This window comes from uncultured Actinomyces sp. (assembly GCF_963526355.1).
Lineage (GTDB): Bacteria > Actinomycetota > Actinomycetes > Actinomycetales > Actinomycetaceae > Actinomyces.
In genome coordinates this window covers 1-10,302 of record NZ_CAUROW010000069.1, presented here as the reverse complement: position 1 = coordinate 10,302, position 10,302 = coordinate 1, and the positions used below count along the sequence as shown (strand labels likewise).

The following is a 10,302-nucleotide window of genomic DNA, read 5'->3' as shown; positions in this document are numbered from 1 at the left end:
GCTCGGGCCTGGCCACCGGCGGTCTGCCGGGCAGCGCCGGCGTGCCCACGGCCGTGGCCGCCCAGACGATCGTCCTGCCCTACAACGACGTCGCCGCCCTGGAGGCCTGCTTCGCCGAGCGCGGCTCCGAGATCGCCGCGGTCATCACCGAGGGCGCCCCGGCCAACATGGGGATCGTGCCGCCGGCACCGGGCCTCAACGCCGCGATCCGCCGCATCACCGCCGAGCACGGCGCGCTCATGATCCTCGATGAGGTCCTCACCGGCTTCCGGGTGGGCCCGGCCGGCTGGTGGGGCCTGGAGGCCGTCGACGGCTGGACCTCCAACCTGCCGGTCTTCACGGCCGGGACCGCCGCCGGCGCCGCTCCTTCCGAGCCCGCCGACGCCGCAACCCCGTCCTGGCCGGGCGCGGACTGGCGCGAGCGCGCCGCCTGGGTGCCGGACCTGGTGACCTTCGGGAAGGTCGTGGGCGGTGGGATGCCGCTGGCCGCCGTCGGCGGACGCGCGGAGGTCATGGACCTGCTGGCACCAACCGGCCCCGTCTACCAGGCGGGCACGCTCTCGGGGAACCCGCTGGCCACGGCGGCCGGCCTGGCCACGCTCCAGCTGGCCGACGACGCCGTCTACGCCTCGGTGGCAGAGCGCGCCCAGGCCATCGGCGAGGTGGTCTCAGCGGCCCTGACCGAGCAGGGCGTGCCCCACCGGGTTCAGCGGGCGGGCTCGCTGTTCTCCTTCATGTTCGGGCAGCGGGCCGCCGATCAGGGCGTGAGCGACTACGAGGCGGCCCGCGCCCAGGAGACCTGGCGCTACGGGCCCTTCTTCCACGCCTTCCTGGAGGCGGGGGTGGGCCTGCCGCCGTCGGTCTTCGAGGCCTGGTTCGTCTCGGCCGCGCACGGCGAGGCGGAGCTGGAGACGATCGCGAACGCGGCCCCGGCGGCCGCCCGCGCCGCCGCCCGGGCAGAGACCCGAGCCACGCAGCGCTGACAGGTCCGTTCCGTACCCGGATGAGGCACCAGCCCCCTACTCGATCAGGTCAGCAAGGAATGCGTTCAACTCACACCACCAACCTCAATATCGTAGACACTGAATAACAACGCTCCTATAATCATGTCATGCACAGCAATAAGTTACCGATCCTAAAATCGATACATGCGAAGAACTATCGTTCCTTCGCCGACGTCGACGTCGAGTTCGGACGATTCTCCGTCCTCGTCGGCCCTAATGGATCCGGGAAGTCAAACCTGCTGTCCATCCTGAGATTCATCCGCGACTCGGCGCGGACAGATATTTCCACCGCAGTCACCGCCCACGGGAGCTTTAACCGTCTCCACCGATCCACAGACAGGACCGGCGGCGTCGAATTGACTATTAAAGCACAGATCACGGACTTTGCATCGACAAGAGCCCCGGATGTTTACACGCTCACCTTGGAACAGGACGGCTCAGAACTGCACCGCAAAGAAGAGTTCACCTACAAACGGACTCGGGGAAGGGGACGGCGACTAGGATTCTCCGTCGACGGCGTCGACGCAGTGAAAGTCGAAGGAAAAACAGCAAACCGAAAGAGTTCTCTCACCCTCACGGACTCATCATCCTCAGCGCTTGGAACTTTTGCGCGCATCAATGCGGACTGGCTAGGAGACGGCCCCAGTCGCTTCCTCAACTTTCTATCCTCGATCAGGTACCTCGATCCAGACGTTCAAGCTGCGCGTCAGCCAAGCCGGGCAGGATACGAGACCCTCCTCCCCCAGGCGGCCAATCTGTCCACTGTCCTCCAACGCATCAGCGAAGAGGACCCTGACGCGTTCGAGACCCTGACCCAGGACCTTCAGGAATGCCTACCGGGACTGGAGGCCATTGAGTTCACGAGCAGGGGCGGAGACGTGCTGTCCGTCGTCACGACCCTCCGAGAAAAGGGACTCACCCAGTCGATCGAGCTGGCGGACGCCTCCTTCGGAACCGTCCGCATGCTTGCCCTGCTCGCCGCATTCCACGACCCGACGCCACCACCACTCACCGTCGTCGAGGAGGTCGACCACGGCCTGCATCCTTACGCCCTGGATGTCCTCGTCGACCGTATGCGGCAGGCCTCTGGGCGCACTCAGGTCATTGCGGCCTCCCACTCCCCCACCTTGGTCAACCAGCTCACTGCGAAGGAGCTGATCCTGTGCGACCGCGATCCTGCAACCGGTGAGTCCGAGATCCCGGTCTACTCCAGCAGCGAGCTCACAACCGCTCAGGAGGCGAGTGGGCGCCCACTGGGTGAACTCTGGTACTCGGGGGTTCTTGAGGGAGTTCCACAACATGGCTAAGAGACACGGGAAACCCCTCATCCTCGTCTTCGGAGAAGGCGGAAAAGGCGGAGGCGGTAAGCACACATACGATGCAACTGCCATTAAATCCCTTCTACCGGCATTAAACCGCAGTATCGACCAGGCATACGACATCAAAATTCGCAAGGACCCTCCTTCGTTAACCCGGGGCGCATCTACTGGCGCAGTTCTGAGTTGGATGGAAAGCCTGCGATCAGTGATTGACGCACAAGATGCCCTCCGTCCTGTTCATGCCGTGATCGTTCATCAGGATGCCGACAAAGAGGATCCCCGTCTTGAGGGGCACACTCAACTGCTCAAGAATCTTGAGAGTATGAGGGCAAAGAAGGGGCGTCCCAAACGAGCCGGCACATGGAAAGTCTTCGCTGTCACGCCGGTGAGAATGACCGAGGCGTGGTGGCTACTGTTCCCTGAGGCGGTGAAGACACTGGCGCCGGGCGCATGGCGGGATCTCAAGTTCGCTCAGAAACCCGTGGAAAGTCATCAGGATCCCGCCGGCTACCTGACGAGTCTCACCGACCGCCACACCAACGGCAAACGCAAGTACAGCAAGTCCGATTCCCCAACGATCGCGCGAAAGCTCGCTGAGCGAATCATTGTGGGGCAGGAGCCCGCTAAACCCGACAACCCCGCCAGCGCCTCCTGGAACCAGTTCGTCGACGACGCCCGGTCGATGTAGCGACCACCCGACGCTGCACGAGATCCGAGCGCTACTGGCGGGGAGACGGGTGTGCTCCACGAGCAATCCCGGTCCCGCACAGTACAGACAACCCCCGGCCAGTGACCCCCGCCCCCTCTCGCAGTACGCCCCTTCAGGCGCGCTGAGGGCGGCGGGGTACTAAGGCCCCATCCCCTACGGCCTCCAGGGCGGTGGGGCGAGGGCGGCCTCGTAGGCGGCGACGTCGACGTCGGCGTTGAGACTGATGACGATGCGCAGTCGGGAGTCGGGGTGGGCCGCCAGCCAGCGGCCGATCGTCTCCAGGGCCACCAGGGCGGCCTGTCGCTTGGGGTAGCCGAAGACGCCCGTGGACAGCGAGCACAGGCCGACACTGCCCAGCCCTGCGGCGTGTGCGACGTTGAGGACGCTCGTGTAGCACGAGGACAGCAGGCGCCGGTCCTTCAGGGTGGGCCTGCGACCATCCTCGATGATGGGGCCCACCGAGTGGATGACGTGCTGAGCGGGCAGGTGGTAGCCGCCGGTGAAGACGGCTCGACCGGCCGGCTCCCCACCCTGGCGGCGGGTGGGATCGAAGGTCTCCGCCCAGGTCATGTAGCGGGCGCACTCGGCGCGCAGGGCGGGACCGGCCACGGCGTGGATGATGTTGTCGATGCAGCGGTGCCCGGGGGCGAAGCAGCCCAGCATGCCGGAGTTGGCCGCATTGAGGACGGCACCGGCCCGCAGTCGGGTGAGGTCGCCGCGCCAGAAGGCCACGTTGCGCCCCAGCAGGCCCGGCACGTGGTCAGTGATGGCCAGAGGCGGGATCTCGGTGGCGTCAACCATGCCGCGCTCGGTGGCCTCGGCCTCCAGAAGGGTGTCGAGGTCAGCGGCGATGTCCTCAGGCAGGGGCGCCGGGGGCCGGGCGGTGAGAAGGAAGTCGAGCATGGTGCGCAGCTCGTCCGGATCGGTGGGGACCGTCGAGTCGATCCAGTCCGTGGCCCCCTCGGGATCCGAGCGGATGAAGGCGTAGACCAGATGGCGCACCAGCGCGTCGCGGCCCGAGGAGCCGACGGGGACCGCCCATCGGGCTCTGACAGCGTGACTGACGTGGGACTCCAACTTCACGCGGGCCATCATAGGATATCAAAACGTAATGTTCCGCCCTTGACAGGGCGAGCCGGATAGCAGGTAATGACGTCGCCCGGAAACCAGAGGGCTCCGGGCGACGTCGGACAACTGCGGAGATCCGGGCCTTGAGCGAGCGCCCCCGGGACTCGCTCAGGGGCGTGAGTCCCGGTCATGCCTGTGCGCCGACACCCTCCTCCTCAGCGATCTTGGCCTTGAGGGCCTCCATGTCGAGCTCGCGCACCTGCGTGATGAGGGAGTCCAGCGCAGGAGCGGGCAGGGCGCCGGCCTCGCGGTAGACCAGCACATTGTCACGGAAGACCATGAGCGTGGGGATCGAGGAGATGCCCAGCGCCCCGGCGAGGTCCCGCTCGGCCTCGGTGTCGACCTTGGCGAAGGTGATGTCCGGGTTGGCCTCGGAGGCCTTCTCGTAGATGGGGCCGAAGCGCATGCACGGACCGCACCAGGAGGCCCAGAAGTCGACGAGCGTGATGCCCTCGCCATGGATGGTGTCCTTGAACTCGGGGCCGGTGATGTTCTTGGTGGCCATGAGCGTTCCTTTCAAGACTGCGGATACTGATCGGTTCCACTGCGGCCAACGCCTTCAGGGCCCACCCTATTCCTGGCACGGCCCGCTCTCCACCGCCGATGGCGCCGAACCTTCGTCTCCTCGCCTCTCCCTTTGCGCCCTCATAACTTAAGTGCTTAAGATGCTCCCATGGATCTCGCGTACGAGCTGCACGATCTGGTACTCACGCTCGACCGCTGGGCCGAGCAGAGACTCCGCCCCCACGGACTGACCTACAACCGCTACGCCGCTCTCGTCATCGTCGCCGAGCACCCAGGCATCACAGGACGTCAGCTCGCCGGACCGCTGCGCGTCTCGGAGCCCGGCGTCAGCGGCATCATCCGTGATCTGCTCGAGGCCGGGCTCATCGAGAACACCGCACCTGCAGGCGCCGGCCACGTCCGCCATCTGCGCATCACCGCCCGGGGCGCTGGGCTCCTCAAACGCTGCTCCCGGGAACTCGGCTCGTCGTTGGATGACAACGCTCGAGCCATCGGCCTGGACCCGCAGGAACTGGCGCGCACGATCCGGGCCCTGCACGACGAGGTGCGCACCGTGCAAGCCCCGCAGCCGGCCCAGTCAGAAAAGCCGACATCATCGTCGCGGGAAGCACCTACTGGGCGGGGTCACAGAGACCCACCACGGACGCAGCCGGCGCTCCGCCATCGAACCCACGCCCGACCCACTCACCCGTAACTCATGAAGGAGCCGAGTCAATGACATTCACCTTCGCCACCGCGCTAGCCGGCCTGACCCTCGTCCTGGGAGTCGCGCGGCTGGCCATGTTCATCGCCCTTCACCTCGTCCCCAGCGACTACAACATCGTGCAGCACGCCGTGAGCGACTACGCCGTCGGACCGACCCGCCGGCTCGCGACCGCCATCACCTGGACCTCGGCGGTGTTCTGGGCCACGCTCGCCGGCGCCATCGCCCTCGGACCGTCAACACCGGAGAAGGGCGTGACACTCTGGCTGGCGGTCCTGGCCGTCATCTTCACGGTACTGCCGTTCCTGCCCACCGACGTCGAGGGGCAGCCGACCACCCTCATCGGCCGCCTCCACCTGGTGGCCGCCATCGCGTGGTTCGCCATCGCCTACTCCTGCATGGGCAACATCGTCCGGATGCTGACCCCGATCGCGCCACGGGGTCTGGTGTCCTCCCTCGGAGCGACCCGCTGGGTGACCGCCGCCGCGCTCATCGCCCTGGTGACCGCACTGGTCATCCGCCGCCTGAAGCCCTTCGCCTTCGGGATCTCGGAGCGGATCTTCCTACTGGCCGTCCACGTCTTCTACCTCGGCGCCGCAGCCGGGCTCCTGCTGGCCTGACACTCCCCGACTCACCCCGCCTCCCTCCTCCCTCCCGCTCTTCCTCACGCCGGGCGGGGACACCCCGCGCGGCCGGGTGCGTTTTCTCCCGGGCGGGGACACTTCACGCAGCCGGGTGCAGGACTTCTGTCCCCGACGGCGTCGAACGCCCCCGCCCGGCACGGATTGTCCCCGTCGGCGAGGGCGGCACGGCGCCGGGGCGGGCACCCTCTACTATTCGGAGCATGCCGACCAAGGAGAGCACGGGCACTCGGCTGCGGGCGTGGGAGCGGGCGACGGAGTGGCCGCTGGCCGGCGCCGCCGTCGTCTTCCTGGGCGCCTTCGCCTGGCAGGTGCTCACCAACGCGCAGGGCGCGCCGCCGAGCTGGTGATGGATGCCGTGTGGGCGGTATTCGGCCTTGACTACCTGGTCCGCCTGGTGCTGGCACCGAATCGGGGCCGCTGGTTCCTCCGCCATCTGCCGGACCTGGCGGTACTCGTCCTACCGGTCCTGCGGCCGCTGCGGCTCCTGCGTCCGGTGACGCTGGTGGGCATCATGCAGCACAGCGCCGGCACCGCGCTGCGCGGGCGCATCACCCTGTACACGGCCGGCAGCGCCGGGCTGCTCATCTTCACCTCGGCACTGGCCACACTGGAAGCGGAGCGAGATGAGCCGGGGTCCTCGATCCGAACCTTCGGCCAGGCCCTGTGGTGGGCTCTGACAACGATCACCGCCATCGGCTACGGCGACACCTTCCCGGTCTCCACGGAGGGGCGTTTCATCGCGGCACTGCTCATGATCGGCGGGGTGGCGCTCATCGGCGTGGTCACGGCGACCCTGGCCTCGTGAATCGTCTCGCTGGTCGAGGAGGAGAGTGCCGAGCATGAGGCCGCGACGCAGGCGCAGGTGGCGGCCCTGCAGCGGCAGGTCGGTGAACTGAGCGAACGCATCGACCGGCTCCTGGCGGAACGCGAATCGGGCCGCTGACTGGACCCACTGGCCGTGGTGCACCATCGGCCACCGGCAAACGCCGAGCCGGGCACTTCTCGCGCAGCCCTGCCGAAGAACGGCTGCCCTACGCGAAGATTGCCCGGCTCGGCGGAAGAAGGCTGCTCAGCCCCGCAGCTCGGCGGCCACCAGCTCGGCGAGCTCGACGGCGTTGAGGGCCGCGCCCTTGCGCAGGTTGTCCCCCACGGCGAAGAACTGCAGGCCGTGGCCCGGCGCGAAGGCCTGGTCGGCGCGCAGGCGCCCCACGAAGGTTCCGTCGCGGCCGGCGCCCTTGAGGGGGCTGGGCACGTCCTGGTAGGTGACTCCGGGAGCCGCCTCCAGCAGCTCGCGGGCGCGCCCCACACTGATCTCGCGCTCGAACTCGGCGTTGACGCTGAGCCCGTGACCGGAGAACACCGGGATGCGCACGCAGGTCCCGGAGACCAGCAGGTCCGGGATCCCCAGGATCTTGCGGGACTCGTTGCGCAGCTTCTGCTCCTCATCGGTCTCGCCGGAGCCGTCACCGGCGTCGCCACCGGCCCAGGCCACGGCGTTGAAGGCGATGGTGTCGACGTAGACCTCCGGCGCGGGGAACTCGACGGCCCGCCCGTCCAGGGCCAGGCCCTCCATGTCCTCATTCACCACGGCGCGCACCTGCCCGGCCAGCTCGGCCACCCCGGCCCGCCCCGAGCCGGAGACGGCCTGGTAGGTGGAGACGATGAGGCGGATGAGCCCGGCCTCCTCGTGCAGCACCTTAAGGGCGGGCATGGCCGCCATGGTGGTGCAGTTGGGGTTGGCGATGATGCCCTTGGGGCGCTCGCGCAGGGCGTGCGGGTTGACCTCACTGACCACGAGCGGGACCTCGGGGTCCTTCCGCCAGGCCGAGGAGTTGTCGACGACGACGGCGCCCGCCGCGGCGAAGCGGGGGGCGTGCTCGCGCGAGGCGGCGCCCCCGGCGGAGAAGATGGCGACGTCGATGCCGCTCAGGTCGGCGGTGGCGACGTCCTCGACCTCGATCTGGGCGCCGCGGAAGTCCACGACCGTCCCGGCGCTGCGGGCCGAGGAGAAGAAGCGCACCGAGCGGGCGGGGAAGTCGCGCTCGGCCAGCATGGCGCGCATAACGCGGCCGACCTGGCCGGTGGCCCCCACGACGGCGACGGTGACGCCGTCGGCCACTCCGGTGTAGGTGTTCACGGGATTGCTCATCGTCCGGTCCCTCCGTAGACGACCGCCTCTGCGGCCTGGGCGTCGAGGCCGAAGGCGGAGTGGACGGCGCGCACGGCCTCGTCGAGCACAGCGTCGTCGACCACCACCGAGATGCGGATCTCGGAGGTGGAGATCATGTGGATGTTGACCCCGGCCTCGCTCAGGGCGCCGAACAGGCGCGCCGAGACCCCCGGGTTGGAGCGCATGCCGGCCCCCACCAGGGACAGGATGCCGATGTCGGGGTTGAAGTGCAGGCTGCGGAAGCCCAGCTCCTCGCGGGCGCCCTCCAGGGCGGCACGGGCGGCGGCGGAGTCGCCGTCGGGACAGGTGAAGGAGATGTTGGTCAGGCCCGTGCCCTCGGCGGAGACGTCCTGGACGATCATGTCGATGTTGGCGTCGGTGCCAGCCACGATCGCGAAGATGCGGGCGGCGGCGCCGGGGACGTCGGGCACGCCCACGAGCGTGATCTTGTCCTGGCTGCGGTCGTGGGCGATTCCGGAGATGACGGGGGCTTCCACGTGGTCCTCCTTGGCGGACGGGCGGGGGCGGGCCTGAGCCCGCGCGGCGATGGCGTTGCGGTGCGCGGTGTCGACGGCGGCGGCCGAGGGCCCGTCGTCGAGCCCGGCGGGGTCTGAGGGCGAGGCGGAGGCCGTTGGAGAGTCCCCCTGGCTCGCCGGGCTCGCGGGGGTGCCGGCGCTGGCCGGGGAGGGCGGCGTCGCAGGACTGTTCGGCGTCACGGTGTCGGCGGCGACGACATCGTCGAGCTGGGCGGCCACGACCGAGGGCACGAAGGCGCCCTGCCGGCGACCGTCGTAGATCCAGGTCCCGGTCTTGTCGGAGAAGGAGGAGCGCACGTGCAGCGGCACCCCGAAGCGGCGGGCGTACTCCACGGCGCGCAGGTGGAGGATCTTGGCGCCGTGAGCGGCCAGCTCCAGGGTCTCCTCACTGGAGAGGGACTCGATGCGCTTGGCGGTGGGGACGATGCGGGGGTCGGCGGTGAACAGGCCGTCGACATCGGTGTAGATCTCGCAGACGTCGGCGTTGAGGGCGGCGGCCAGAGCGACGGCAGTGGTGTCGGAGCCACCGCGCCCCAGGGTGGTGGTGTCCTCGACCTCGTTGATGCCCTGGAAGCCGGCGACGATGGCGACCGCGCCGGTCTGGATGGAGCGGGCCACGCGCTCCGGCAGCACTCCGACGATGGAGGCCTTGCCGTACTTGGAGTCGGTGAGCACGCCGGCCTGGGCGCCGGTGTAGGCGCGCGCCGGCACGCCGAGCTCGGTGACGGCCATGGCGAGCAGGGCCATGGAGATGCGCTCGCCGGCGGACAGCAGGATGTCCATCTCGCGCGCGGGGGCGTCAGTGGTCAGGGCGGCGGCCTGGTCGAGGAGCTCGTCGGTGGTGTCCCCCATCGCGGAGACGACGACGACGACCGTGTTGCCGGCCTGGCGGGTGGCGACGATGCGCCGGGCGACGCGTCGCATCGCGTCGACGTCGCTGACGGACGAGCCGCCGTACTTCTGGACGACCAGTGCCATGGGGGCGCTCCTCGGGTCCTTGTCATCAGTGCGTGTCTAGCATCAGGTGCTCAACGCCGGTTGCGGGCGTCCGGGCAGGGGCGTCCGGGATTATGGGGCCGTCGCCGCGCGGAGCCCACGACGGCGTGGCTGAAGCAAGCATACGACGCACCGTGTTGCCGACATATCACGCAGCTCTGAGATCACAGCGCCGGCGCGCGCGGCCCTTGCCCCACACGACCCTCGCCCCACACTTCGACAGAATCTTCAGAAACGACCCGGAGCCGCGTCGTTTCTGAAGTTTTGGTCGAAGTGATGCGAGCCCGGGAGCCCCCACTCACACCTACTCTAGAATGTTGAGAGTAGTGACTTGAGATTGCGGAATGTTGGAACCACAGGGAAAGCCCTGCCTCGAACGACACTGCTGACAACCCACTCGAACGCCACCTGAACACTACTCGAAACCCTCCCAAGGGCCCCGCCGCACGTCCTTCGCGCGCGAGTCGCCCGTTACCTTGTTGGTGGTCCCGGGTGGTCCGGGGCTGGGCCAGTTGCTGTGGGCACGGGTGTCTTGCCCCTGTCCTTAGATGATCCGGGGGGCGAAAGT

9 protein-coding genes and 1 pseudogene are annotated in these 10,302 nt (G+C 68.4%); 6 read left to right on the top strand and 4 right to left on the bottom strand.

Features of this window, described 5'->3' with window-relative positions; translation table 11 throughout:
• The 3 genes from RWR81_RS10730 to RWR81_RS10720 all read left to right on the top strand — a co-directional run.
• Window positions 1-983 (top strand): aminotransferase class III-fold pyridoxal phosphate-dependent enzyme (locus RWR81_RS10730; RefSeq protein ID WP_314457636.1); only part of this gene is annotated, 983 nt, incomplete at its 5' end.
• 128 nt (window positions 984-1,111) lie between these two features.
• Window positions 1,112-2,311, top strand: coding sequence for an AAA family ATPase (locus RWR81_RS10725; protein ID WP_314457634.1), 1,200 nt, complete (start codon window positions 1,112-1,114; stop codon window positions 2,309-2,311).
• Window positions 2,304-3,011: a hypothetical protein gene (locus tag RWR81_RS10720; protein ID WP_314457632.1), complete on the top strand. Its 708-nt coding sequence runs from the start codon at window positions 2,304-2,306 to the stop codon at window positions 3,009-3,011. The genes RWR81_RS10725 and RWR81_RS10720 overlap by 8 nt, the downstream gene beginning before the upstream one ends.
• A gap of 174 nt (window positions 3,012-3,185) precedes the next feature.
• Here the strand turns inward: RWR81_RS10720 and RWR81_RS10715 are convergent, their stop codons facing one another.
• Together RWR81_RS10715 and RWR81_RS10710 are read right to left on the bottom strand one after the other, a co-directional pair.
• Window positions 3,186-4,127 carry a macro domain-containing protein gene (locus tag RWR81_RS10715; protein ID WP_314457630.1) on the bottom strand — a complete coding sequence of 314 codons (942 nt, stop codon included), beginning with the start codon at window positions 4,125-4,127 and terminating at the stop codon, window positions 3,186-3,188.
• A 160-nt stretch (window positions 4,128-4,287) separates the two neighbouring features.
• Window positions 4,288-4,665, bottom strand: a complete 378-nt coding sequence (locus RWR81_RS10710; protein WP_314457629.1) for a thioredoxin family protein — start codon at window positions 4,663-4,665, stop codon at window positions 4,288-4,290.
• 168 nt (window positions 4,666-4,833) lie between these two features.
• Between RWR81_RS10710 and RWR81_RS10705 the strand changes: the two genes are divergently transcribed.
• The 3 genes and pseudogenes from RWR81_RS10705 to RWR81_RS10695 all read left to right on the top strand — a co-directional run bounded on the left by RWR81_RS10705 (window position 4,834) and on the right by RWR81_RS10695 (window position 6,975).
• Window positions 4,834-5,379 (top strand): MarR family winged helix-turn-helix transcriptional regulator, encoded by a 546-nt coding sequence (locus RWR81_RS10705; protein WP_314457627.1) that lies wholly within the window; start codon window positions 4,834-4,836, stop codon window positions 5,377-5,379.
• 20 nt (window positions 5,380-5,399) lie between these two features.
• Window positions 5,400-6,008: a DUF998 domain-containing protein gene (locus RWR81_RS10700; RefSeq protein ID WP_314457625.1), complete on the top strand. Its 609-nt coding sequence runs from the start codon at window positions 5,400-5,402 to the stop codon at window positions 6,006-6,008.
• A 224-nt stretch (window positions 6,009-6,232) separates the two neighbouring features.
• A pseudogene (locus tag RWR81_RS10695) lies at window positions 6,233-6,975 on the top strand (potassium channel family protein).
• Between the two features lie 126 nt (window positions 6,976-7,101).
• On the opposite strand, the gene RWR81_RS10690 reads toward RWR81_RS10695, so the two are convergent.
• Together RWR81_RS10690 and RWR81_RS10685 are read right to left on the bottom strand one after the other, a co-directional pair.
• Complete coding sequence (locus RWR81_RS10690; protein WP_314457623.1) at window positions 7,102-8,181, bottom strand: aspartate-semialdehyde dehydrogenase; 1,080 nt, start codon at window positions 8,179-8,181, stop codon at window positions 7,102-7,104.
• A complete protein-coding gene (locus RWR81_RS10685; protein ID WP_314457614.1) occupies window positions 8,178-9,716 on the bottom strand; it encodes an aspartate kinase in 1,539 nt (512 codons plus the stop codon). Before RWR81_RS10685 ends, RWR81_RS10690 begins: the two co-directional genes overlap by 4 nt.
• Window positions 9,717-10,302: the final 586 nt, after the last annotated feature.

What these genes read in the sequence shown, in the direction of transcription:
- RWR81_RS10700 (WP_314457625.1), top strand. Translation starts at nt 5,400, where the DNA reads ATGACATTCACCTTCGCCACCGCGCTAGCCGGCCTGACCCTCGTCCTG.
- RWR81_RS10690 (WP_314457623.1), bottom strand. Translation starts at nt 8,181, where the DNA reads ATGAGCAATCCCGTGAACACCTACACCGGAGTGGCCGACGGCGTCACC.
- RWR81_RS10715 (WP_314457630.1), bottom strand. Translation starts at nt 4,127, where the DNA reads ATGATGGCCCGCGTGAAGTTGGAGTCCCACGTCAGTCACGCTGTCAGA.
- RWR81_RS10720 (WP_314457632.1), top strand. Translation starts at nt 2,304, where the DNA reads ATGGCTAAGAGACACGGGAAACCCCTCATCCTCGTCTTCGGAGAAGGC.
- RWR81_RS10725 (WP_314457634.1), top strand. Translation starts at nt 1,112, where the DNA reads ATGCACAGCAATAAGTTACCGATCCTAAAATCGATACATGCGAAGAAC.
- RWR81_RS10685 (WP_314457614.1), bottom strand. Translation starts at nt 9,716, where the DNA reads ATGGCACTGGTCGTCCAGAAGTACGGCGGCTCGTCCGTCAGCGACGTC.
- RWR81_RS10710 (WP_314457629.1), bottom strand. Translation starts at nt 4,665, where the DNA reads ATGGCCACCAAGAACATCACCGGCCCCGAGTTCAAGGACACCATCCAT.
- RWR81_RS10705 (WP_314457627.1), top strand. Translation starts at nt 4,834, where the DNA reads ATGGATCTCGCGTACGAGCTGCACGATCTGGTACTCACGCTCGACCGC.